A 21975-nucleotide genomic window follows, 5' to 3' on the forward strand; every position below is an offset into this window, starting at 1 on the left:
CACACAAACCAAATCCGGGAGGCGACTTACGTGAAGACCGCGATCACCGAACTGTTCGGCATCGAGCACCCCATCATCCAGGGCGGCATGCATTTCGTCGGCTTTGCCGAGCTTGCCGCCGCGGTCTCCAATGCCGGCGGGCTCGGCATCATCACGGGCCTCACGCAGAAGACGCCGGAGTTGCTGGCGAAAGAGATCGCGCGCTGCCGCGACATGACCGACAAGCCATTCGGCGTGAACCTCACCTTCCTGCCGACCTTCTCAGCGCCGCCTTATCCGGAATACATCGCGGCGATCGTCGAAGGCGGCATCAAGGCGGTCGAGACCGCGGGCCGCAGCCCGGAACAATACATGCCGGCGCTGCAGGCGGCCGGCATCAAGGTGATCCACAAATGCACCTCGGTCCGTCACTCGCTGAAGGCCGAGCGTATCGGCTGCGACGCAGTCAGCGTCGACGGCTTCGAGTGCGGCGGCCATCCCGGCGAGGACGACATCCCCAACATGATCTTGCTGCCGCGCGCGGCTGAGGAGTTGAAGATCCCGTTCGTCGCCTCCGGCGGCATGGCTGACGGGCGCAGCCTCGTCGCGGCACTCTCGCTCGGGGCGGCCGGCATGAACATGGGCACGCGCTTCATTGCGACCAAGGAAGCCCCGGTGCATCAGAACGTGAAAAACGCGCTTGTCGCGGCCACCGAGCTCGATACCCGGCTGATCATGCGCGCGCTGCGCAACACCGAGCGCGTGCTGAAGAACGCCAATGTCGATCGCCTGCTCGAGATCGAGCGCGAGAAGGGCGCCAAGCTCACCATCGACGACATTCACGACCAGGTCGCGGGCGTCTATCCCAGGATCATGCTGGAGGGACAGATGGACGCCGGCGCCTGGAGCTGCGGCATGGTCGCCGGCCTCATCCATGACATCCCCTCCTGCAAGGAACTCATCGATCGCATCATGGGCGAGGCGGAAACCATCATCCGCGGCCGCCTCATGGGGTTCCTGGATGGGACGGGGCGACGCGAAAAGTCGCCTGACACCGCCAAACTTCTTAACCACGGCGGCAATCGGCCGCTGGAATTGCCCGCGACGCCTCCTAAATAGGGGTAAATTACCCCTTAATAGTCAGTTTCAGGAGGCGTCCGTGGTCCTGAAAGGCGTTCCTTTTGCGGTTGCCGTAGCCCTCGTCCTTGCGTGGGGCGGCATCGCGCGCGCTGACGACTACAAGCCTGACGAATATCTTGGTCTTGACCTCTCCAAGGCGGTGCTGTCGCCGAAGCGTCTCGGCCCGGAGACGCAATTCGCGCCGGTGGCGCTCGAGGCGAAGGGCGGCAACGAGGCGCAGGCGCGGGCCGAGCCGATGGACGTGCCGAAGAAGGTCGCGGCTGAACGCGTGCACGTGTCGGAGCCGAAGCTCGCGCATGCCAAGGGCACGCAGCCCCGCGGTGCGGCGCGCACGAAGCTCGCGCATCGCCGCGGCAATCCGCTCGACGCCCAGGCGATGGACACCCGCATCCAGACTTGGCCCTGCCGCTCCGGCGGCATCTGCAATTGGAAGCGCTAGGCGCGACATTCTCTTCGCCTCTCCCCGCCCGCGGGGAGAGGCCGGAATTCGATCGAAGCTTGAATTCCGAGCCTCCGCGAGTCCAACTCTCACCGTCCGGGCGGAGACTCCCCCTCACCCCAACCCTCTCCCCGCAAGCGTAGCGAGGAACCGCTCCACGGCTGCGGCTGCACCTCGGCCCGTCATCCCCGCGTCGCAGAACCGTAGGCGTGGAGTCAAGAAACCATCAGGATAGGAGTCAAACGGCGCAGGCACCTTCCGTCGCGATTCGACGAAGGTCTCCTGAATGGCAACACTCTGCGCTCCGCGCGCATGGAGCCGGCGGCAATTCCTGGTCCGCTCCACCTCCAGCCTCGCCGTTGCCTCGCTCGGCACGCTCGCAACGCCCCACGTCAGCCGCGCTGCAGACCGCCCGCAGATTGCGGGCGGCATCCAGTCGGGCGATGTCTCGGATGACTCCGCCGTGATCTGGGCGCGCGCCGACAGGCCGGCGCGGATGCACGTCGAGTGTTCGACGGTCGAGAGCTTCAAGACCATCATCGCATCGGCTTCGCGCGACGCGCTGCCAGATGCCGACTTCACCTCCAAACTGCTGCTGAACGACCTGCCGACCGGGCAGGACATCTTCTATCGCATCCGCTTCGACGACATCGCCACCGGCATCGCCGGCGAAAGCCGCATCGGCCATTTCCGCACCGCGCCGGCCTCAGGCCGGTCGATCTCGTTCCTGTGGTCCGGCGACACCGCGGGGCAGGGCTGGGGCATCGACGTCTCGCGCGGGGGCTATCGCAGCTATCGCACTATGCTCGACAACCGTCCCGATTTCTTCATCCACTCCGGCGACCACATCTACGCCGACTGCACGATTCCCGCAGAGCGGAAGCTGCCGAACGGCGAGACCTGGCGCAACCTCGTCACGGAGGACAAGGCAGAGGTCGCGCACACGCTGGCGCAGTTCCGGGGCAATTACAAATACAACCATCTCGACGAGCATTTTCGCGCGTTCCACGCGCACGTGCCGATGTTCGCGCAGTGGGACGACCATGAGGTCACCAACGACTGGTCGCCGACCGGCAGCTACGATGATGCAGGCTTCGAGGACGACGGCACCCCGCGCCTGGTCGCGCGCGCCCGCCGTGCCTTCTTCGACTTCATGCCGATCCGCGATATCTGCACGCGGCAGGGCCGGGTCTATCGCAGGATCGCCTATGGCCCGCTGCTCGATGTCTTCATGATCGACATGCGCAGTTTTCGCGACGAGACCTGGAACAAGGGCGATGATCACGGCGGCTGGATCCTCGGTGCCGAGCAACTCGCCTGGCTGAAGCGCGAGCTTGCCGCCTCGCGCGCGACCTGGAAGGTGATCGCGGCCGACCTGCCGATCGGCCTGATCAGCCTCGACGCGGTCGCGCTCGGCGATGGTCCGCCGGACCGGCGTGAGCACGAGATCGCCGATCTCCTGGCCTCGATCAAGCGCGCGGGTGTGCGCAACATCGTCTGGCTCACCGCCGACATGCACTACACCGCCGCGCATTATTACGATCCGAGCAAGGCCCAGTTCCAGGATTTTGAGCCGTTCTGGGAATTCGTCTCCGGCCCGCTCCATGCCGGTACCTGGGGCCCGGGAGGGCTCGACAATACGTTTGGTCCGGTCGCGATGTACCAGAACGGCTGCAGCGCGGCGCAGGGCGAGAATCTCGCTCCTTGTTTTGGCTTGCAATTCTTCGGCCGTGTTGACATCGACGGCCCGAGCGGCGTGATGACCGTGACCCTGAAGGACGTCGACAATCGTGATCTCTGGTCGGTCGATATCGTGCCGCAGCCGCAGCCGCGTCCGGCCCTGGCTGCCCAGCACACCTGAGCTGCGCTAACCCGATCTTGATTGGCCGCCTCGCGTCGTCCGCGCTATGCTGGCCGTTCCCGCCATCTCCCTTCCATCACCGAAGAGTCTGCCCACGCGGTATCGCCGCGTGCATCCGGCGGGTTGAATACGTCAGGAGCCTGTTCATGGATCATCTGAAGACACAGGGCATCAGCATGCCCAAGCTCGGCCTCGGCACCTTCCGCATGCAGGGCGATGCCTGCCGGGTGGCGGTCGAGAGCGCGCTCGCGATCGGCTATCGCCACATCGACACCGCCGAGATGTACGCCAACGAAGAGGCGATCGGCGCCGCGCTTGCCTCAGCGTGCGTGCCGCGCAATGAGCTGCACGTCACGACCAAGGTCTGGCACGAGAACCTCAGCCCCGATGCGATCCGGCGTGCCTTCGACGCCAGCCTGACCAAGCTGCGGCTCGATCAGGTCGATCTCTATCTCGTGCACTGGCCGTCGAAATCGGCGAATTGGGGCGCGGTGTTCGAGACCTTGATGAAGCTGAAGGAGGAGGGACGCACGCGGGCGATCGGCGTTGCCAACTTCACCACCGCGCTGCTCAAGATCGCCGTCGAGGACATCAAGGCGCCGATCGCCTGCACCCAGATCGAATATCACGCGATGCTCGATCAATCGAAGGTGCTGGCCTATCTCAAGGCCAAGTCGATCCCGCTGGTTGCCTATTGCCCGCTGGCGCAGGGGCGTATCGCATCGGACCCGGTGCTCGCCGCGATCGGGGCCAGGCACAATGCGACCGCAGCCCAAGTCGCGCTGAAATGGCTGCTCGACCAGTACGGCGTTGCCGCGATTCCGAAGGCCTCTCGCCGCGAGAGCCAGCAGGCCAATCTCGACGCGCTGAAGATCACGCTCGACGAGGCCGACCGCAAGAAAATCGCGGCGCTCCCAAAGGACAGGCGCTGCGTCAATCCGGGCTTCGCACCGGCGTGGGATTGATTTCGCCGAGCGTTTCGATCACGCAAAGAAATGGCCCCGTGAGGGGCCATTTCCGCGTTTGCGTTACGCATTAGTCCCAGTGGTGACGATGGCTGCGCTTGATCACGACGACCTTGTCGCCATGATGGCGCCAGCCACGATGCCAGCCGTGGTCGCGATGCATGCCGTATTCGGCACGCGCAGCGTACGGGCCGTGGTGATGACCGCGCTTGATCACCACCGTCTCCGCGCTCGCCAGCGTCGGCGCTGCGATCGCGAGAGTGCCGAGGGCCGCAACCACATAACCAAGCTTCTTCATGATGTCCTCCTCCAATCGAATGCCAATCTAAACCGCGCATCCGCATGAACGTTCCGGAGGAATCGCAGGAGAATTCTGAACGGATGTTCAGATGAGGTTAATCGCAGCGCTGCTGCGCCGGCGTCGGCGCGCCCGTGGCGACGTATTTGCCGTCCCTGATCGTGTACTCGCCGCGCTCGCTCCGATTGTAGATCGCGCGCAGGCTGCCGTCCTTGTCCAGCAGCAGCCCGAACTCGCGGGCCTGATGCAGCGAGGGGAAGTACACCACCACGTTGAGCAGGCCTTCGGCGTTGACCGTGGCGGACACCACCTCGTTCTCGTCCCTGGCGTCGCCGAAATTGCGCCGGTACATCACCCGACCGTCCTTCCGGATCTCGTAGGTCAGGAGCGCACCCTTGTCGTGGTCCGGCCGGGCCGCGCAATCGACCGCCCAGGAGCCGAGCAGGCCCCATTGCTCGACCGTCGCCGCAAGCGTCTCCGCGTGGGCCAGGGGTATGAAGGCAACCCATAGCAATGCAGCCGTGGTCCAGCGGCTCAAGCAACGCGTCATGTCCCGGCAAGCCCCGCCTCGAAGAATTCCAGAGTGTAGCATCCCCGGCGCGGTCGTCCACGCCAGCTGCCGATCGCGCGCGAATTTGATCCGCGTCAATGAGGCCGGCCGCAGCGGGAGTAGGATGCCAGCTCCGAAGGCGAACGTGGATACACCAATGCTGAATCAAGTCATGGATTTTGCGGGCGAAGTGCTGCCGGGGAGCTGCGCCGCGCCGCCCTATTCGGAGGCCGCGTTTCTGGCCGAGCTGGGCGACCGCCTGAGATCCTCGCGCACCCGCTGCGACCTGTCGCGCCGGGAGCTCGCCCGCCGCTCCGGGATTTCCGAGCGCTACATCGCACAGATCGAGGCGGGCAAGGGTAACGTCTCGATCGTCCTGTTGCTGCGGCTGGCCTCAGCGATCCACGGCAGCCAGCCACAGGCGGCCTGACGCTAGCTCAGGCCCGCTTCTCCACATTGGCGCTCCGCGCCGGAACGCCAAACTCCCTGCGGCACACTTCCGCCAGCACGGCGACCCCCTCGCGGATCTGCTGATGCGTGGGGCTTGCAAAGCACAGCCGCAGCCGCGAGCTGGAATGGCTCTTATTGGTCGACCATTCCGGCCCGGGATTGATCGAGACGCCGGCGGCCAGCGCAGCCTGATAGAGTTTGAGCGTGTCGACCTGATCGGGCAGCTTGACCCAGAGGAAGATGCCACCCTTGGGCTCCTCGAACTCGGCGGCGGTGCCGAACTGCTCGCTCAGGGCTTCCATCAGCGTGTCGAGCTTGGTGCGCAGCGCCTTCGTCAGCGCAGGCACGTGGGTCGAGAAATGTGGCTTGCAATAGGCCGCCAGCACCATCTGCTCCAGCGCCCCCGAGCCGGCATCCGTCTTCAGTGACAGCATCCGCGACATCACATCCCACGGCGCGACGATGAAGCCGACGCGCAGCGCCGGCGCGATCGATTTCGAGAACGAGCCGATATGGATCACGCCGCCGTTCGGGCTCATCGCGTAGATCGCCGGCGGCCGCTGTCCCGACCAGACCAGGTCGGCGTAGCAATCGTCCTCGAAGATCGGCACGCCGAATTCGGCGGCGAGCCGCAGCAGCTCGGCGCGGCGGCTCTCGGGCATGATGCTGCCGGTCGGGTTCTGCACCGTCGGGATGGTGTAGATGTATTTCGGGCGTATGCCGCGGCTTTTCAGATCGGCCAGCGCCGTCGCCAGCGCGTCCATTCGCATCCCGTCCCTGTCGAGGGGGATGCCGACCACATTGACGCCGAGCCGCGCAAGGCGGGTCAACGAGCCCTGATAGCTGTCCTGCTCGAAGATCACGGTGTCGCCGCGCGTCAGCAGCGTGTTGTTGACGAGATCGAGCGCCTGCAGTGAGCCCGAGACGATCAGGAGATCGTCGACCGTGCAGTTGATGCCGGCATCGCGCTTGAGTTTTGTCACCAGGAATTCGCGCAAGGGAAGGTAGCCCTGCGGGCCGTGCGCCAGACCGTAGGTGGCGAGCGAACGGCCCTCGCGCCGCAGCACCGTGTTGGTCGCTTCGATCAGCTCGTCGAGCGGCACCTGCTCGGAATCATTATTGCCGCCCACGAAACTGTATCTGGCAAGGCCCGTCCAGCGCGCGGTGGGGGCCGGCAGCCCTGCGGGAAACAGGGGGGCGAAATCGAAGCTGGACGTCATGGAAGCGTTCCTCGTCTTGTTTTTGTTGAGCGGCCGGCGTTGCACCGGCCTGCTTTCCGTCTTGCTAGCCGCCCCGGGTGGGCAGCCTATTTCTTTCCGGCCGTCCGGGTCGGGCGGCCTTGGCTGATGAAAGCGTAATGCGCATTGGCGACGCCGCCAACCATCAAGGCTTCGACCACCGGCTCGGAGATCTCGCCTGTTGCGGCCCAGTCGACGATGAAATTGGCGCCTGTGCCGCCGCGCACGTCGTCGGTCGGGATGAAGATCGAGACGGTGGCGAGCGGCCTCAAGGCCACCGGCGCCTTCAGATAGCTCTCGACCTGCTTGCCTGCGGTGTCGAAATAGGCGATGCGCTTGAGTACCAGGGCTTGCGTCTCGGAGGCGTTGTGGACGCTCAATGTCACCGAGAAGTCGACGCGCAGCTTGCCCTGGCTCATCGCAACGCTTGAATACGCCGGCACGTAGAACCCGCCGGACACGGCGAGTTCCTCTTTCGGCAGCGCGGTCAGCGACTCGGCAAAGTTTTGTTCGATATCGACTTTGGATTGCGCGGCGGCCGGCAATGCGAACAGACGCAGCAGGGCTATCACAGAGAGCACGATCCGCATGTGACGAATTGCTCGCTTGCCGCGTCGCAACCCGCCACTACGGTGCGGCAAAACGGACCAATTTGGCATGCATGAGCTCATTCGCGACATCACCCTCTGTATCCTGTTTGCCTGGATGCTGGGCCTCCTGGCACACTTTTCCAGACAACCGCTGATCCTGGCCTACCTTATCGCCGGCTTCTGCATAGGTCCATTCGGTGCCGGCTGGGTCAAGTCGCAGGAATCGATCAGCGTCATCTCCGAGCTCGGCCTGATCTTCATGCTCTTCATGATCGGCCTTGAGATAGACCTGAAGAAGATCGTGCGGGCGGGCAGGGTGATCCTGTTCGCGGCGGGTGGCCAGCTCCTCGGCGGCTGCCTGCTCGGCGTGCTGTTCTTCGTCGGCATCGGCCTGTCGCTTGGTGGCGGGCATTTCGACGCGATCTATCTCTGCGTTGCCTGTGCGCTGTCGAGCACGGTCATCATCGTCAAGGTGCTCTATGAGAAGCGCGAGCTTGATACGCTGCCGGGCCGCATCACGCTCGGCGTGCTGGTGCTGCAAGACATCTTCGCCATCCTGTTCCTGGCGGTGCAGCCGAGCCTTGCCAATCTGGAAGTCACCGTCATCCTGCTCTCGATCGGCCGCGTCGCGGTGCTGGTTGCGGCCGCGCTTCTGGTCAGCCGTTATGTGCTGCCGCGCCTGTTCCACCAGATTGCCCGTCGTCCCGAGCTGATCCTGCTCGGCGCGCTCGCCTGGTGCTTCCTGGTCGCCGAGACCGCCGAGCGGCTCTCGCTGTCGCGCGAGATGGGCGCCCTGATCGCCGGCGTCTCGCTCTCGACCTTCCCCTACGCGCTCGACGTCACCGCCAAGGTCACCACGCTGCGGGACTTCTTCATCACGCTGTTCTTCGTTGCGCTCGGCATGACCATTCCCGTGCCCGGCCTCTCCGTGATCGGGCTCGCCCTGATGATCGCGGCGTTCACGGTGGTGAGCCGGCTCGTCACCACCTTTACGCCGCTCTACGTGATGAAGCAGGGGCTACGCGCGAGCCTGTTGCCGGCGCTGAACCTTGCGCAGATCTCCGAGTTCTCGCTGGTGGTGATCCAGACCGGCGTCAATGACCACCACATCGCAGCCGAGACGGCAAATGCCGCCTCTTTTGCCTTCGTGGTGCTGGCCGTGCTCTCGACCTTCGTGATTACCCGCAGTGACGACATCACCCGCCGGGCGATCGGTCCGCTGAAGCGGATCGGCCTGCGCGATCTCGATCACGGTTGCCATGCCGAGGAGAGCCACGAGGGCGGGCATGGCGAGTCCCGCCGGATCGTCATCCTCGGCTTTTTCCGCGCGGCGAGCGCGCTGCTGGCGGAGATCGAGCGGCAGGCCCCGGTGTTGCTGGAGCAGATCACGGTGGTCGATTTCAACCCCAATGTGTACCAGACCCTGCTTTCACGCGGTCTGCACGTGATCTATGGTGACATCAGCAGCGCCGACACGCTGCTCCATGCCGGCGTCGGCAAGTCCGAGATGATCATCCTCAGCGTGCCGGACGCGCTTCTGAAGGGCGCCAGCAACGAGAAGCTGGTCCGTCATGTCCGCGCCCTCAATCCGACCGCCATGATCGTTGCTACGGCCGATCTGCTGTCGGATGTGGAGGAGCTCTATGCGGCCGGCGCCAGCTACGTCACCGTGACCCGCCTCAGCGATGCTCATGAGCTGTTTACCGTGATCGAAGCCGCCCAGGCGGGCCTGCTCGCCGACAAGCGTGCGGAGCTCGATCTGCGGCTCGGCGAGCGGCGCGAGGTGCTGCCCTGACGGCGGTTTGCCGTCTTCCGTCCGGGCTCTGCGCACCTATATCGCTGGTATCTGCGGTGCAAGCCTGAGGCCCGCAGGCCGCCCCGCCATCAGGCATATGCGGTTGCGTCCAGGACACTAGCGCTTGGCGCCAAGTCCGGCTAAGGCGTCCGGCAGGCCTCCGGCCCCGTAACCGATAGAGATTGGGACATGCCCGATACCGTCCAGGAAGTCTTGCAGGCCTTTGCCAGGGGCGAGCTCGTCGTCGTCACCGACGACGAGGACCGCGAGGGCGAGGGTGACCTGATCGTCGCCGCCTCGCTCTGCACGGCCGAGAAGATGGCGTTCATCATCCGCCACACCTCCGGCATCGTCTGCGCCCCCGTCACCACCGAGGACGCGCGCCGCCTGCGGCTCGATCCGATGGTCGCCCACAACGATTCCGCGCACACCACCGCCTTCACGGTCTCGGTCGACTACAAGCCCGACGGTGGCACCGGCATCTCGGCCGAGGAGCGCGCCTCGTGCTGCCGCGCGCTCGCCAATCCCAATGTCGGCGCCAGCGACTTCGCCCGGCCGGGCCACATCTTCCCGCTGATCGCCAAGGACGGCGGCGTGCTGCTGCGGTCCGGCCATACCGAGGCCGCGGTCGACCTCTGCAAGCTGTCCGGCCTGCCGCCGGTCGGCGTCATCAGCGAGTTGATGAATGACGACGGCAGCGTGATGAAGGGCGAGCAGGTCGCGGAGTTCGCCGCCAGGCACAAGCTCAAGCACGTCACCATCGCGGACATGATCGCCTACCGCCAGGCACGCGAGAAGCTGATCGAGCGGGTCTCGACCTTCGTGACCGAGAGCCCGATCGGCCCTTTGCAGGGCTATGCCTACCGCTCGCCGTTCGATTCCATCGCCCACGTCGCCTTCGTCTACAACGGCGTCGGCGATGGCAAGAACGTGCTGACGCGCTTCCACAAGCCGAACATCGTCAAGGACACCTTCACCGGACACAAGCGCATGGCCGCCGTGCTCGAGCATTTCAAGAAAACCGGCCGCGGCGTGCTGGTCTATTTGCGCGACGGCGCCGCCGGCGTGCCCGTGTCCCCGCTGCCGGACGAGACCTCGACGGAGGCGGACCGCAACCGCCAGTGGCGCGAGATCGGCGTCGGCGCGCAGATCCTGCGCGATCTCGGCGTCACCTCGATCCGGCACCTCACCTCCTCGGTGCACGACTACAAGGGCCTGTCGGGCTTCGGCATCGAGATCGTCGCCAACGAGCAGCTCGAGATCTGACACGCAGTGTCATTCCGGGATGGGGCTGAAAGCGCCAGACCCGGAATCTCGAAGTGGCAGGGCAAAGGGTTTCCGGGTTCGCGCCGTTGCGCGACCCGGAATGACCGAAACCAGGATGCATTTGCACTTGTTGCTCCGGCGCTTTAATTTGTCGGGCGATTTTTAGACGGAACCAGACGCGAAAGGACGTTTCATGAGCGTGCGCCCTCAGGCCAAGGACAAGCCGGCTGCGGCTTCTTTCCAGTGGGACGATCCGTTCCTGCTCGACGAGCAGCTGACCGAAGACGAGCGCATGGTGCGCGACACCGCCCGCGCCTATGCCCAGGACAAGCTGCTGCCCCGCGTCTCCAAGGCGTATCTGGAAGAGAAGACCGACCGCGAGATCTTCAATGAGATGGGCGAGCTCGGTCTGATCGGCATTACGCTGCCGGAGGAATATGGCTGCGCCAATGCGAGCTACGTCGCCTACGGGCTCGTCGCGCGCGAGATCGAACGGGTCGATTCCGGCTACCGCTCGATGAACTCGGTGCAGTCCTCGCTGGTGATGTATCCGATCTACGCCTATGGCGACGAGAACCAGCGCAAGAAGTACCTGCCGAAGCTCGCCAGCGGCGAGTGGGTCGGCTGCTTCGGCTTGACGGAGCCGGACGCCGGCTCCGATCCGGCCGGCATGAAGACCCGCGCCGAGAAGGTCTCGGATGGCTATCGCCTGACCGGCAGCAAGATGTGGATCTCGAATGCGCCGATCGCCGACGTGTTCGTGGTCTGGGCCAAGTCGGCGGCGCACGACAACCAGATCCGCGGCTTCGTGCTGGAAAAAGGCATGAAGGGCCTCTCCGCGCCGAAGATCGGCGGCAAGCTCTCGCTTCGCGCCTCCATCACCGGCGAGGTCGTGATGGACGGCGTCGTGGTTCCCGAAGATGCGCTCTTGCCCAACGTCTCCGGCCTCAAGGGCCCGTTCGGCTGCCTCAACCGCGCCCGCTATGGCATCTCCTGGGGCGCGCTCGGCGCGGCCGAGGACTGCATGCACCGCGCCCGCCAGTACACCCTCGACCGCAAGCAGTTTGGCAAGCCGCTCGCGGCCACCCAGCTGGTGCAGAAGAAGCTCGCCGACATGGAGACCGAGATCGCCCTCGGCCTTCAGGGCTCGCTTCGCGTCGGCCGCTTGATGGACGAAGGCAAGTTCGCCCCCGAGATGATCTCGATCATGAAGCGCAACAATTGCGGCAAGGCGCTCGACATCGCCCGCACCGCCCGCGACATGCACGGCGGCAATGGCATCTCGATCGAGTACCACGTGATGCGCCACGTCCATAACCTCGAGACGGTCAACACCTACGAGGGCACCCACGACGTCCACGCCCTGATCCTGGGCCGCGCCATCACGGGCATTCAGGCGTTTTTCTGATCTGGTCATCCGTCCGCGGCGCGCGAAGCGCGAACTCAGCTGCGCAATTGCGCACCTGAGAATCTCGGGCCGCACGATTCCTGTTCCATCGAGATTCCGGGTCTGGCCTGACGAGCCAGCCCGGAATGACGTCAAAGAACAAAGAAGAAGCCATGTCCGACAACGACGACGTCCCGTTCAACCGCAACTTTCCGCTTCAGCCTGGCGTCGTCGAGGAAGTCCGCCCCGGCGTGCGGCGCGTGCTCTGTCACAATCCGAGCCCCTTCACCTTCACCGGCACGGTCAGCTACATCGTCGGCACGGGCAACGTCGCGATCATCGATCCCGGCCCTGATGATGCGGTGCATGCGGCCGCGCTGCTCGATGCCGTGCGCGGCGAGACGGTGAGCCACATCTTCGTCACCCACACCCATCGCGACCATTCGCCGAACACGGCGCGGATCAAGCAGGCGACCGGCGCGCCGGTCTACGCCGAGGGTCCGCACCGCGCCTCGCGGCCGCGCTTCGAGAGCGAGAAGCACAACCCGGAATCCGGCGTCGATCGGGATTTCGCGCCCGATATCAGGATCGCCCATGGCGACGTCGTCGAGGGCGCAGGCTGGCGCCTCGAGGCGGTGGCGACGCCCGGCCACACGGCCAATCATCTCGCCTTTGCCTGGCCGGAGCGGAAGTTCAATTTCGTCGGCGACCACGTGATGGGCTGGTCGACCTCGATCGTGGCACCGCCCGACGGCTCGATGATCGACTACATCGACTCGCTCGATCGTCTCGCCGCGCGGGCGGAGGATCTCTACTTCTCCGGCCACGGCCCCGAGATCCCGGACGGCCCGCGCTTCGTGCGTTTCCTGATCCGCCATCGCAAGGCGCGCGAGGCCTCGATCCTGCACCGCCTCGCCAAGGGCGAGGCCGACATCCCGACCATGGTGCGCGCGATCTATATCGGCATCGATCCGAGACTGACGACCGCCGCCGGCTATTCCGTGCTGGCACATCTGGAAGACCTCGTCGCCCGCGGCGTGGTCGCGACGGACGGCGATCCCGTGATCACCGGGACGTACCGGATGGCGGGCTAAATTCTCGTCATTCCGGAGCGCGCGTCAGCGCGAACCCGGAACCCATCGGGCCACAGTGTTGGTGAATGAATGGCTTCTCTGATGCGCAATTGCGCATCATAGTTCGATGCTGCGCATCGCCCCGGAATGACGGTGGGTGTTATTTCTTCACCGTCTTCGCCGGAGCCTTCGGCGGCGCCACCGGGGTCTTCTTCACCGGCTTGAGCGCGTCGGCATCGGCGGCGGTGTTGAGATCCTCGATGAATTTCTTCACGCGTGCGGCATTGCTGCCGAGATCGCTGTCGAAATAGCGCGAGGCGGAGCGGATATCGACGCGGGAATCCTCGCCGTCGGGCACGACCCTGATGGAAACGTCCTCGCGCAAGCCCATGATCGGCGTGCGGGCCACCGCCTCGATGCGGCCGATGCGGCGCGGCGGCTGGGGCGCGCGCTCGTCGATGACGAGCCATTTTCGCTTGTTGACCAGCTGCAGCGCGATCGCATAGGCGCGATCGACCGGGATCTCGAGCTCGATCGGTTCGATATCGGGGTAGAAGTGGCGCTGCTGCTCGGCCGAATAGAGGCCGGCATAGACTGCCGTGTTGGCGCCGTCGCCGGTGCGCAGACGTGCCAATGCGTCGAAGCGTGGCGGATCGATCGGGTCGGTGGTGATGTCGTGGATCGCCGGCAGCTTGCGGTATTGCAGGGCGAGATAGGCCGGGTAGGCGAGGATCGCGCCGTCGATCAGGAACGCGAGCAGGATGCGCGCCATGCCGCGCGGGCCGTTCTGCCAGATCGCAGCGAAGCCCGCGAGCCCGAACAGGATCGAGAGCCCGGCGATCGCAAGGCCCCCGAAGAAGGTTACGAGCGCCGGCTTCGGCTCCAGGAAACCGAAGCGGACGACAACGATCGACACCAGGACGGCCACCACCGCGAACACGGCGAGATTGCGCGCCCAGCTGGCGAGGCTGGACACGGGCTCCGTCTGGTAGGGAGCGGAAAACCTGCGGGCCATCGGGTGAAGCTCTGCCGGGGTCTTGGTGCCGGCCGATCTGGCCGCGACGATAAGCCGTTGAGACCACGGAGCCGCGGCAAATTCAAGGGTCGATCACCCTCCCCCTCCAGGCCGCTGGAGGGGGAGGGGGCGCCAAGCTCTACGCCGCCGCGTTCGGGAAGCGGTAATCCTTGAACTGGTCGCGCAGCGCCGTCTTCAGGATCTTGCCGGTGGCGGTGTGCGGGATGCCGTCGACGAAGGCGACGTCATCGGGCATCCACCATTTGGCGATCTTGCCGTCCATGTATTTCAGGATGTCCTCGCGCGTAGCCTGCTGCCCCTGCTTGAGCTGGACGATCAGGAGCGGCCGCTCGTCCCATTTGGGGTGGAACACGCCGATCACGGCGGCTTCCGCCACGGCCGGATGACCGACCGCGAGGTTCTCGAGGTCGATCGAGGAGATCCACTCGCCGCCGGATTTGATCACGTCCTTGGAGCGGTCGGTGATCCGCATATAGCCGTCCTCGTCGATGGTCGAGACGTCGCCGGTGTCGAAGAAGCCTTCCTCGTCGAGGATGTTGGCGTCGACGCGGTAATAGGCCTTGGCGACGGCCGGCCCGGAGACCTTGAGGCGGCCGAAAGTCTTGCCGTCCCAGGGCAGCTCCTTGCCGGCATCGTCGGTGATCTTCATTTGCACGGCGAAGGGCGCATAGCCCTGCATCTGCAGCACGTCGAGCTTGGCATCGCCGGTTGCGTTCTGGAACGGCGGCTTCAGCGCCGCGACGCTGCCGATCGGGCTCATCTCGGTCATGCCCCAGGCGTGGCGGACGTTCGAGCCCATGTCGAGAAAGGCCTTGATCATCGAGCGCGGCATCGCCGAGCCGCCGCAGATCACCATCTTCAGGTCCGGCAGCTTCAGATTGTTGGCGGTCATGTGCTGGAGCAGCATCAGCCACACCGTGGGCACGCCGGCGGTATGCGTCACCTTCTCGGTCGAGAGCAGCTCGTAGACCGAGGCGCCGTCGAGCTTGGCGCCGGGCATCACCAGCTTGGTGCCTTGCGAGGGCGCGGAGAACGCGATGCCCCAGCTGTTGGCGTGGAACAGCGGCACCACCGGCAGCATGGTCTCGCAGGCGCTGGTGCCGAGCGCGTCGACATTGTTGGCCATCAGCGCGTGCAGCACGTTGGAGCGATGCGAGTACAGCACGCCCTTCGGGTCGCCCGTGGTGCCCGAGGTGTAGCACATCGCGGCTGCCGTGTTCTCGTCAAAGTCCTTCCATTTGAATTTGCCGTCGGCCTGCGCAATCCAGTCCTCGTAGGCCACGGCATTCTTCAGCGTGGTCTGCGGCATATGCGCCTTGTCGGTGAGCACGATGTAGTGCTCCACGCTCGGCAGCTTGTCGGCGATCTTCTCCAGGATCGGAACGAAGGTGATGTCGGTCATCACGATGCGGTCCTCCGCATGGTTGATGATCCAGGCGATCTGCTCGGGGAAAAGGCGGGGATTGACGGTATGGCAGATGGCGCCGATCCCCATGATGCCGTACCACACCTCGAGATGGCGCCAGGTGTTCCAGGCGATCGTTGCGACCCGGTCGCCGAGCTTGATGCCGTCGCGTTCCAGCATCTGCGAGACCTTGAGCGCGCGCTTGTGGATCTCGGCATAGTTGGTGCGATGGATCGGTCCTTCGACCGATCGCGTGACCACCTCCTGCTTGCCATGAATTCTGGCGGCGTGTTCGATGATCCGGTGGCAGAGCAGGGGCCAGTCTTGCATCAAACCAAGCATTCCGACGTTCCTCCTAGAAGTCGCTGGGCGGGTTATCGCTCTCAGCGTTGGGCCAAAGACTTATCATGAATTTTAGCCTGCCGGACTTTCGCCGCAAATGGTCTTGTCGCGGCTATATGTCCGCCAGCGCGGCAATGGTTACCGCCGCGCTGGGGCTGACGCTTGTGCTGACCGAGCGGGCAGAGGCGCGAAAATATGCTGCGCCGCTCGATATCTTTGGCCTTGGTACACCACGGCCCCGTGCGAAGGTTCATTCCGCCAAGATCCCGCTGCCGAGACCACGCCCTGACGAGGCCCCGAAAGCGTCCGACGAGGCTCCGCCGGAGGAGGAAGGTAAGTCTTCAGCGGACAAGCCGGCTGACAGCAAGCCCGCGCAGGCTGCGCGGTCGCCCGAGAAGCAGGCCTCGGCCTGCCGCCTCGCGCTGACCGAGGATATCGCGATCGCGCCCTCCATCCCGGATATCCGCGGCCCCGGCGCCTGCGGCGGCGAGGATCTGGTGCGGCTCGAGGCCATCGTGCTGCCGGACAAGCGCAAGGTGACGGTGAAGCCGGCGGCAATCCTCCGCTGCACCATGGCCTCCGCGATCGCCGACTGGGTGCGCAAGGACCTGGTGCCGCTGGCCGCGAGCCTCGGGACGAGCATCACCGATCTCGACAATTTCGACAGCTTCGAGTGCCGGGGCCGGAACCGCATCGCTGGCGCGATGCTGTCCGAGCACGGCAAGGCCAACGCGCTCGACGTCCGTGCCATCAAGCTCGCCAACGGGCAGTCGATCGGCCTCACCGACCGCACCACGTCGCGCGACGTGCGCGAGCGCGTGCTGCATTCGGTATGCGCACGCTTCTCCACGGTGCTCGGTCCGGGCTCGGACTGGTACCACGAGGACCACATCCATCTCGATCTCGCGCAGCGGCGCAACGACTACCGGATCTGCCAGTGGAACGTCTGGGATCCCCTGCCGCAGGTCGCGCCGCTCTCGCCGGCGGAGCGCCCCGAGGAGGCGCCGCCGCGCGAGGTCGCGGCCAAGCCTGAGGCAAAGGAAGGGGCCGATGGCGAGGCGGCGGAGAAATCCTCCGCGCCTGAGGACAAGCCCACAACCGGGAAGAAGGCCCACCGGCCCAAGCCGGCAACAAAAAAGCGCCGGTAACACCGGCGCTTTTGGATGTCAGAGATCAGGAAGCGATCAGTAGCTGCCCGCCTGGCCGGTGCCGCTGCCCCCGAGCGCCAGCCGCGAATTGTAGGGCGAATCGCCATGCTTGGGCTCGAGTACCACCACGATGGTGCCGACCTTGACCCGGTTATAGAGGTCGATTGCGTCCTCGTTGGTCAGGCGGATGCAGCCCGACGAGATCGAGGCGCCGATATATTCCGGCTGGTTGGTGCCGTGGATGCGGAACAGCGTGTCCTTGCCGCCCGAGTAGAGATACATCGCGCGGGAGCCCATCGGATTGTCCGGACCCGGCGCGACATAGGTCGGCACGCCCAGGCGCGAAATCTCGCCCGGGGTGGGATGCCAGGCCGGCCACTCGGTCATGCTGCCAACCTTGGCGATGCCCGACCAGGCCATGGCTTCTTCACCGACGGTGATGCCGTAACGGATCGCCTTGCCGCCATCGAGCACGTAATAAAGGTAGTGATTGTCGGAATCGACCACGATCGAGCCCGGCGATTCCTTGCGGTGATACTCGACGATGGCACGGCGGAACGGCTCCGCGACGGGGGTGTTTTCATACCGAACCTTGGCAAGGAGTTCCTTGTCCTTCGGCTTGAATGCCTTGGTGTCGGTCGCCTCGAAATGCGTGGCCTGCATGCAGCCCGACAACATCAGGCCGGCGGCCAAAATTCCCAACTTAACTTTCAGCGACGACATGGTTTGGTTCCAATCAAAACAATACCGTGCGGAAGGCCTGAGCGTAGCGCCCAAGTTCCTCGACTCCATTAATCCCATTATCGTGGAAAGCTGCCACAATTCCAGCGCTGAAGGCCTTTTACCGCGCTGCAAGACCCAAGCTGTGGCTTTTCTGCCGCAAGTTTTGCGATGCTGTGGAGTTTTTGGGGCGAGGACGGCCTGAACTGTCGAGTCTGTGCCACAGTTGAGCCACCTGGCCGCCACAAATGCAAACGCTCCGTTAAGGTCGCCGTTAATGTTGTTGTCATCGTGAACTTGCCAGAATCGCGCTAAGGGCTGTCATTCTGTCGCAGGATCTCTGGAGTTGTTCATGTTTTCGGTGTTTGTTCCCTCCGAGTCCTCCCTCAAGAAGGCGGTCATCGAGGATCTCACGGCGCTGCCGGAGAGCGCGGTCTGGATTGACCTCATCAACCCCTCAGCCGCCGAGGACAAGGCAGTGGAGCGGCTGGCGGGGATCGCCATCCCGACCCGGGAAGACATGCAGGAGATCGAGATCTCCAGCCGCCTCTATATCGAGAACGGCGCGCGCTACATGACGGCGACGCTGATGTGCCACTCCGATACCGACATGCCCCGGACCACGGCAGTTACCTTCATCCTCGGCGACCACCGCCTGGTGACGGTGCGCTACGACCTGCCGAAGCCGTTTGCGCTGGTCGAGGCCAAGCTCGCCCGCTCCTGCACGCCGTCCATCACCGGCGAGATGGTGCTGATGGAACTCCTGGATGCCGTGATCGACCGCTGCGCCGACATTCTGGAGCGCTGCGGCGCCGAGATCGACCAGGTCTCGCACGACATCTTCGAGCCCGAGAGCGAGCGCCACGGCCATGCCAAGCAATATTCCCAGATCCTGATCTCGATCGGCCGCAAAGGGGATTTGACCTCCAAGGTTCGCGAGAGCCTGGTCTCGATCGGCCGCGTCGTCACCTTCCTGTCGGCGGTGGTCGAGGGCGTGAAATGGTCCAAGGACATGCGCGAGCAGCTCAAGACCATGCAGCGCGACGTCGCCTCCCTGACCGACCACGCCTCCTATCTCTCCAACAAGATCACCTTCGTGCTCGACGCCATGCTTGGGGTCGTCAATCTCGAGCAGAACAACATCATCAAGCTGTTTTCGGTCATGGCCGTTGTCCTGATGCCGCCGACGCTGATCGCCTCGATCTACGGCATGAACTTCAAGGTCATGCCGGAACTCGAGTGGGTCCACGGCTACCCGATGGCGCTGGTGATGATGCTGATCGCGGCCATCGTCCCGTACTGGATATTCAAGTTCAAGAAGTGGCTCTGATCTCGCCCCGCTCTCGAAAATAGCTACCGAGACCTTACGCTGGTCGCAGAGACACGGCGCATCGTGTCGCAGAATAGAGCGGGTTTGCGGCGCCGCGGTGACGCGTGTTTGCTGCCCCAATTCCTCACGTAAAATTTGAGCGGTGGGCTGAACGTTTGCGCGAAACTTGTCTGCGATAAGTAGTGCGTAGCCGCGAGGAATAGCCATGGTTGAAAAACACATAACGTCGCCCCGCAACGTCATCGATCTGGCGAACTATCGTCAGGTCCTGGCGAGCGGCAAGGCGTCGTCGATGTCGGCACGGCTGTGCCGGCACTGTGGTGCTCCGCTGCTCGATGGCGAGAACGACGACGACTGCTCGACCGCATTCAATGCCGGAGCTCCAGGTGCTGCAGCTCCAAGACTGCGCGATCGGTCGCGTCGGATTCGAGTCGATTGAGCAGCGGAAAGAAGGGCGGGCGATCCAGGTCTTGCGGCGGCGTTGTCTGGATCGCCTTGCTTCTCTCTACGAGCCGGGAGTGCTTGTTCTCGTCAGGCTAAAATCCGTTCTTCATATTCGGGATTCTTCCAAGCTTGTATCAATGTCAAATGGGCCATGTCGAAGGCCCTGGTGCTAGTTTTGCGACACGTTGCTGTAATCCGTAGCGCCGAGAAAGCCCGAGGCGGTTGAGAACAAGGTCAGGAAATTTGCGCCGTCCCGACCGAACCCGAACGAAGGGTGGAGCGATGAAGCAAAGCTCGGGCGAAATGCGCCGCGAGGATGCACAGGCACGTCTGCGATTCGAAACGCAAGAACGAAGAGCGGCGCTGCCGCCTCATACTCCGTCATTGCGAGCGCAGCGAAGCAATCCAGAATCCCACCGCGGAGAGACTCTGGATTGCTTCGCTGCGCTCGCAATGACGACTCGGAGAGAGCGAGCGCCCCGGGAGCAGCGCCCCAGGCGATGCGAAGCATCGGACTCAGACGTGCTGGCCGCCGTTGATGTGGATCTCGGCGCCGTTGACGTAAGAACTGGTGTCCGTGCAGAGCACGTAGACGATCTTGGCCACTTCGTCCGGCGTGCCGAGGCGGTGCATCGGGATCTGCTGATCGACGATCTTCTCGGTCCCCGGCGACAGGATCGAGGTATCGATCTCGCCCGGCGCAATCGCGTTGACGCGCACGCCGACGCGGCCGAAGTCGGAGGCCATCTCGCGCGTCAGCGCCGCGAGAGCGGCCTTCGAGGTGGCGTAGGCGGCGCCCGCGAAGGGGTGCACGCGCGAGCCCGCGATCGAGGTGACGTTCACGACGGAACCCTTGGCCGCCTTCAGCTCCTCGATCAGTCCGCGCGCCATCATGATCGGCGCGAAGAAGTTGACGTGGAAGACATGCGTCCAAGTCTCCAGATCGGTGTCGACCGAGCCGAGCCGGGAGCCGCCGGGGCCCTTCGGCGAGATCGCGGCGTTGTTGACGAGCGCATGCAGCGCGCCGCCTTCGAGCCGGTTGCGGATCTCGTTGATTGCGCGTGCGGTATCCTCGGGATCACCGAGATCGACCTGGATGTGGTCCTCAGGGCCAGCGTCCCACGGGCAATCCTCCGGAAAGGGATGCCGCGAACAGGTGATGACGCGCCAGCCCGCCGAGGAGAAGCGGATTACGGTGGCGTGGCCGATGCCGCGGCTCGCTCCGGTCAGGAGCAGCGTGCGACGCGGCAGGTTGGACGAATGCGGCATGGACATCTTTCAGGTCGGCCCAAAGCTCGGGACGAGGCTCGGGATAAGGCTCACGGATACATCCGCGTCTTGGACCATGGCTGGCCGGCGGCGTCACGACGAAATTCGATGCGGTCGTGCAGACGGAATGGACGGTCGTGCCAGAACTCGATGCGCATCGGCGTGATGCGCCAGCCGCTCCAGCCCGGCGGCCGCGGCACCTCGCCGATGACATATCTGGCCGCGACCTTGGCGATGGCCTGCTCGAAGGCGAAGCGGCTCTCCAGCGCTTCGGATTGCTTGCTCGCCCAGGCGCCGATCTGCGCCTGCTTCGGCCGCGTCGCGAAATAGGCGTCGGCTTCCGCGTCGGTCACCGGCGTCACGTTGCCGCGGATGCGGACCTGACGGCGCAGCGACTTCCAGTGAAAAAGTAACGCCGCCTTAGGATTTGCGGCGAGTTCGCGGCCCTTTTGGCTCGCGATGTGGCTGTAGAAGACATAACCCTCGGTGTCGAAGCCCTTCATCAGCACCATGCGCACATCGGGCAGCCCGTCGGGATCGACGGTTGCGAGCGCCATGGCATTCGGATCGTTCGGTTCGCTCTTGATTGCCTCGTTAAGCCAGGCCTCGAACAGCGCAAAGGGCTCGTCGGCGGCGGTGAAATCACCGGATGTTAAGGGTGTCTGGTGTTTCATCGAGGTCGTGTCGGTCATGTCTGGAGTCCGAGTTGCGTCCTGCGGCCCAAAACGCGTTGTTGTCCGCTACGGCCCTATATAGGACATGGGGACGCGTTGGCCTATCGGCGATCCGGCCGTCCGGCCTTGTCATGACGATCATTCTGATCGGGCTCGGTGCCGGCGGCTGCAGCTTCTCCCGGGGCGACAAGAGCGCCTATGGCAAGGCCGACGACAGCGACCTCACCGGCTCGATCATGCGGCCGGCGAAAGACACCGCGCCGACGGAGACCGATCTCGCCTTCGCCCGCAACGCCGCCTCGGACGTGCTGAGCAAGGGCGACAAGGATTCCAGCCAGCACTGGGAGAACCCGCAGACGGGGGCGCGGGGTTCGGTGACGCCGATCGCGCAGTCCTATGCCGCCGAGGACGGCCGCAAGTGCCGCGATTTCCTGGCGAGCTACGTCAACGGCAGCACGGAAAGCTGGCTCCAGGGCGCCGGCTGCCAAAGCAGTCGTGGCCGTTGGGAGATTCATACGCTAAAGCCGTGGCGGAGCTAGGATTCGGCGCACGCCCCTAGTTGCAAAAATGCCACTC

At 64.5% G+C, this 21975-nt stretch carries 22 protein-coding genes; 13 read left to right on the forward strand and 9 right to left on the reverse strand.

Annotated elements, in window-relative coordinates; genetic code table 11:
• Positions 1-30 precede the first annotated feature (30 nt).
• The 4 genes from ACNJYB_RS10565 to ACNJYB_RS10580 all read left to right on the forward strand — a co-directional run bounded on the left by ACNJYB_RS10565 (position 31) and on the right by ACNJYB_RS10580 (position 4384).
• Complete coding sequence (locus ACNJYB_RS10565) at positions 31-1098, forward strand: NAD(P)H-dependent flavin oxidoreductase (RefSeq protein ID WP_439373893.1); 1068 nt, start codon at positions 31-33, stop codon at positions 1096-1098.
• Positions 1099-1138: 40 nt separating this feature from the next.
• Complete coding sequence (locus tag ACNJYB_RS10570; protein WP_439373894.1) at positions 1139-1558, forward strand: hypothetical protein; 420 nt, start codon at positions 1139-1141, stop codon at positions 1556-1558.
• A 286-nt stretch (positions 1559-1844) separates the two neighbouring features.
• On the forward strand, positions 1845-3419 hold the full coding sequence (locus ACNJYB_RS10575) for an alkaline phosphatase D family protein (RefSeq protein ID WP_439373895.1): 1575 nt from the start codon (positions 1845-1847) through the stop codon (positions 3417-3419).
• A gap of 146 nt (positions 3420-3565) precedes the next feature.
• On the forward strand, positions 3566-4384 hold the full coding sequence (locus tag ACNJYB_RS10580) for an aldo/keto reductase (protein ID WP_439373896.1): 819 nt from the start codon (positions 3566-3568) through the stop codon (positions 4382-4384).
• 70 nt (positions 4385-4454) lie between these two features.
• On the opposite strand, the gene ACNJYB_RS10585 is transcribed toward ACNJYB_RS10580, so the two are convergent.
• Both ACNJYB_RS10585 and ACNJYB_RS10590 read right to left on the reverse strand, forming a co-directional pair.
• Complete coding sequence (locus tag ACNJYB_RS10585) at positions 4455-4682, reverse strand: hypothetical protein (RefSeq protein ID WP_439373897.1); 228 nt, start codon at positions 4680-4682, stop codon at positions 4455-4457.
• A gap of 97 nt (positions 4683-4779) precedes the next feature.
• A complete protein-coding gene (locus ACNJYB_RS10590; protein ID WP_439373898.1) occupies positions 4780-5232 on the reverse strand; it encodes a hypothetical protein in 453 nt (150 codons plus the stop codon).
• 157 nt (positions 5233-5389) lie between these two features.
• Between ACNJYB_RS10590 and ACNJYB_RS10595 the strand changes: the two genes are divergently transcribed.
• Positions 5390-5662, forward strand: a complete 273-nt coding sequence (locus tag ACNJYB_RS10595; protein ID WP_439373899.1) for a helix-turn-helix domain-containing protein — start codon at positions 5390-5392, stop codon at positions 5660-5662.
• A 7-nt stretch (positions 5663-5669) separates the two neighbouring features.
• On the opposite strand, the gene ACNJYB_RS10600 is transcribed toward ACNJYB_RS10595, so the two are convergent.
• Both ACNJYB_RS10600 and ACNJYB_RS10605 read right to left on the reverse strand, forming a co-directional pair.
• A complete protein-coding gene (locus tag ACNJYB_RS10600; protein WP_439373900.1) occupies positions 5670-6902 on the reverse strand; it encodes a PLP-dependent aminotransferase family protein in 1233 nt (410 codons plus the stop codon).
• Between the two features lie 86 nt (positions 6903-6988).
• Positions 6989-7510 carry a DUF3124 domain-containing protein gene (locus ACNJYB_RS10605; RefSeq protein ID WP_439373901.1) on the reverse strand — a complete coding sequence of 174 codons (522 nt, stop codon included), beginning with the start codon at positions 7508-7510 and terminating at the stop codon, positions 6989-6991.
• Positions 7511-7577: 67 nt separating this feature from the next.
• Here ACNJYB_RS10605 and ACNJYB_RS10610 point away from each other — a divergent pair, with 67 nt between their 5' ends.
• The 4 genes from ACNJYB_RS10610 (at position 7578) to ACNJYB_RS10625 (ending at position 13052) form a co-directional block, all read left to right on the forward strand.
• The gene (locus ACNJYB_RS10610) at positions 7578-9305 is read left to right on the forward strand and encodes a cation:proton antiporter domain-containing protein (RefSeq protein ID WP_439373902.1); all 1728 of its coding nucleotides are present in this window, start codon (positions 7578-7580) and stop codon (positions 9303-9305) included.
• Between the two features lie 189 nt (positions 9306-9494).
• The gene (ribB, locus tag ACNJYB_RS10615; protein ID WP_439373903.1) at positions 9495-10571 is read left to right on the forward strand and encodes a 3,4-dihydroxy-2-butanone-4-phosphate synthase; all 1077 of its coding nucleotides are present in this window, start codon (positions 9495-9497) and stop codon (positions 10569-10571) included.
• Between the two features lie 193 nt (positions 10572-10764).
• Entirely contained in the window at positions 10765-11979 is a 1215-nt protein-coding gene (locus ACNJYB_RS10620; RefSeq protein WP_036004014.1) for an acyl-CoA dehydrogenase, read from the forward strand.
• A 152-nt stretch (positions 11980-12131) separates the two neighbouring features.
• Entirely contained in the window at positions 12132-13052 is a 921-nt protein-coding gene (locus ACNJYB_RS10625) for an MBL fold metallo-hydrolase (protein WP_439373904.1), read from the forward strand.
• Positions 13053-13191: 139 nt separating this feature from the next.
• Here ACNJYB_RS10625 and ACNJYB_RS10630 read toward each other — a convergent pair whose 3' ends face one another.
• Positions 13192-14046, reverse strand: coding sequence for a DUF1499 domain-containing protein (locus ACNJYB_RS10630; protein WP_439373905.1), 855 nt, complete (start codon positions 14044-14046; stop codon positions 13192-13194).
• Positions 14047-14185: 139 nt separating this feature from the next.
• Entirely contained in the window at positions 14186-15814 is a 1629-nt protein-coding gene (locus ACNJYB_RS10635; protein ID WP_439373906.1) for a fatty-acid--CoA ligase, read from the reverse strand.
• A gap of 65 nt (positions 15815-15879) precedes the next feature.
• Here ACNJYB_RS10635 and ACNJYB_RS10640 point away from each other — a divergent pair, with 65 nt between their 5' ends.
• On the forward strand, positions 15880-16962 hold the full coding sequence (locus ACNJYB_RS10640; RefSeq protein ID WP_439373907.1) for an extensin family protein: 1083 nt from the start codon (positions 15880-15882) through the stop codon (positions 16960-16962).
• Between the two features lie 36 nt (positions 16963-16998).
• Here the strand turns inward: ACNJYB_RS10640 and ACNJYB_RS10645 are convergent, their stop codons facing one another.
• Positions 16999-17685 carry a L,D-transpeptidase gene (locus ACNJYB_RS10645; RefSeq protein WP_130370235.1) on the reverse strand — a complete coding sequence of 229 codons (687 nt, stop codon included), beginning with the start codon at positions 17683-17685 and terminating at the stop codon, positions 16999-17001.
• Positions 17686-18034: 349 nt separating this feature from the next.
• Between ACNJYB_RS10645 and ACNJYB_RS10650 the strand changes: the two genes are divergently transcribed.
• A complete protein-coding gene (locus ACNJYB_RS10650) occupies positions 18035-19012 on the forward strand; it encodes a magnesium transporter CorA family protein (RefSeq protein ID WP_439373908.1) in 978 nt (325 codons plus the stop codon).
• 205 nt (positions 19013-19217) lie between these two features.
• A complete protein-coding gene (locus tag ACNJYB_RS10655) occupies positions 19218-19451 on the forward strand; it encodes a hypothetical protein (protein WP_439373909.1) in 234 nt (77 codons plus the stop codon).
• 521 nt (positions 19452-19972) lie between these two features.
• Here ACNJYB_RS10655 and ACNJYB_RS10660 read toward each other — a convergent pair.
• Complete coding sequence (locus tag ACNJYB_RS10660) at positions 19973-20725, reverse strand: SDR family NAD(P)-dependent oxidoreductase (RefSeq protein WP_439373910.1); 753 nt, start codon at positions 20723-20725, stop codon at positions 19973-19975.
• 50 nt (positions 20726-20775) lie between these two features.
• Positions 20776-21417, reverse strand: coding sequence for a pyridoxamine 5'-phosphate oxidase (pdxH, locus tag ACNJYB_RS10665; protein WP_439373911.1), 642 nt, complete (start codon positions 21415-21417; stop codon positions 20776-20778).
• Positions 21418-21530: 113 nt separating this feature from the next.
• Between pdxH and ACNJYB_RS10670 the strand changes: the two genes are divergently transcribed.
• On the forward strand, positions 21531-21938 hold the full coding sequence (locus ACNJYB_RS10670) for an RT0821/Lpp0805 family surface protein (protein WP_439373912.1): 408 nt from the start codon (positions 21531-21533) through the stop codon (positions 21936-21938).
• The last annotated feature ends 37 nt before the right edge of the window (positions 21939-21975 follow it).

Source organism: Bradyrhizobium sp. SMVTL-02, from assembly GCF_051853005.1.
Classification (GTDB): domain Bacteria; phylum Pseudomonadota; class Alphaproteobacteria; order Rhizobiales; family Xanthobacteraceae; genus Bradyrhizobium.

What these genes read in the sequence shown, in the direction of transcription:
- ACNJYB_RS10575 (WP_439373895.1), top strand. Translation starts at nt 1,845, where the DNA reads ATGGCAACACTCTGCGCTCCGCGCGCATGGAGCCGGCGGCAATTCCTG.
- ACNJYB_RS10580 (WP_439373896.1), top strand. Translation starts at nt 3,566, where the DNA reads ATGGATCATCTGAAGACACAGGGCATCAGCATGCCCAAGCTCGGCCTC.
- ACNJYB_RS10585 (WP_439373897.1), bottom strand. Translation starts at nt 4,682, where the DNA reads ATGAAGAAGCTTGGTTATGTGGTTGCGGCCCTCGGCACTCTCGCGATC.
- ACNJYB_RS10590 (WP_439373898.1), bottom strand. Translation starts at nt 5,232, where the DNA reads ATGACGCGTTGCTTGAGCCGCTGGACCACGGCTGCATTGCTATGGGTT.
- ACNJYB_RS10595 (WP_439373899.1), top strand. Translation starts at nt 5,390, where the DNA reads ATGCTGAATCAAGTCATGGATTTTGCGGGCGAAGTGCTGCCGGGGAGC.
- ACNJYB_RS10600 (WP_439373900.1), bottom strand. Translation starts at nt 6,902, where the DNA reads ATGACGTCCAGCTTCGATTTCGCCCCCCTGTTTCCCGCAGGGCTGCCG.
- ACNJYB_RS10605 (WP_439373901.1), bottom strand. Translation starts at nt 7,510, where the DNA reads ATGCGGATCGTGCTCTCTGTGATAGCCCTGCTGCGTCTGTTCGCATTG.
- ACNJYB_RS10610 (WP_439373902.1), top strand. Translation starts at nt 7,578, where the DNA reads ATGCATGAGCTCATTCGCGACATCACCCTCTGTATCCTGTTTGCCTGG.
- ribB (WP_439373903.1), top strand. Translation starts at nt 9,495, where the DNA reads ATGCCCGATACCGTCCAGGAAGTCTTGCAGGCCTTTGCCAGGGGCGAG.
- ACNJYB_RS10620 (WP_036004014.1), top strand. Translation starts at nt 10,765, where the DNA reads ATGAGCGTGCGCCCTCAGGCCAAGGACAAGCCGGCTGCGGCTTCTTTC.
- ACNJYB_RS10625 (WP_439373904.1), top strand. Translation starts at nt 12,132, where the DNA reads ATGTCCGACAACGACGACGTCCCGTTCAACCGCAACTTTCCGCTTCAG.
- ACNJYB_RS10630 (WP_439373905.1), bottom strand. Translation starts at nt 14,046, where the DNA reads ATGGCCCGCAGGTTTTCCGCTCCCTACCAGACGGAGCCCGTGTCCAGC.
- ACNJYB_RS10635 (WP_439373906.1), bottom strand. Translation starts at nt 15,814, where the DNA reads ATGCTTGGTTTGATGCAAGACTGGCCCCTGCTCTGCCACCGGATCATC.
- ACNJYB_RS10640 (WP_439373907.1), top strand. Translation starts at nt 15,880, where the DNA reads ATGAATTTTAGCCTGCCGGACTTTCGCCGCAAATGGTCTTGTCGCGGC.
- ACNJYB_RS10645 (WP_130370235.1), bottom strand. Translation starts at nt 17,685, where the DNA reads ATGTCGTCGCTGAAAGTTAAGTTGGGAATTTTGGCCGCCGGCCTGATG.
- ACNJYB_RS10650 (WP_439373908.1), top strand. Translation starts at nt 18,035, where the DNA reads ATGTTTTCGGTGTTTGTTCCCTCCGAGTCCTCCCTCAAGAAGGCGGTC.
- ACNJYB_RS10655 (WP_439373909.1), top strand. Translation starts at nt 19,218, where the DNA reads ATGGTTGAAAAACACATAACGTCGCCCCGCAACGTCATCGATCTGGCG.
- ACNJYB_RS10660 (WP_439373910.1), bottom strand. Translation starts at nt 20,725, where the DNA reads ATGCCGCATTCGTCCAACCTGCCGCGTCGCACGCTGCTCCTGACCGGA.
- pdxH (WP_439373911.1), bottom strand. Translation starts at nt 21,417, where the DNA reads ATGACCGACACGACCTCGATGAAACACCAGACACCCTTAACATCCGGT.
- ACNJYB_RS10670 (WP_439373912.1), top strand. Translation starts at nt 21,531, where the DNA reads ATGACGATCATTCTGATCGGGCTCGGTGCCGGCGGCTGCAGCTTCTCC.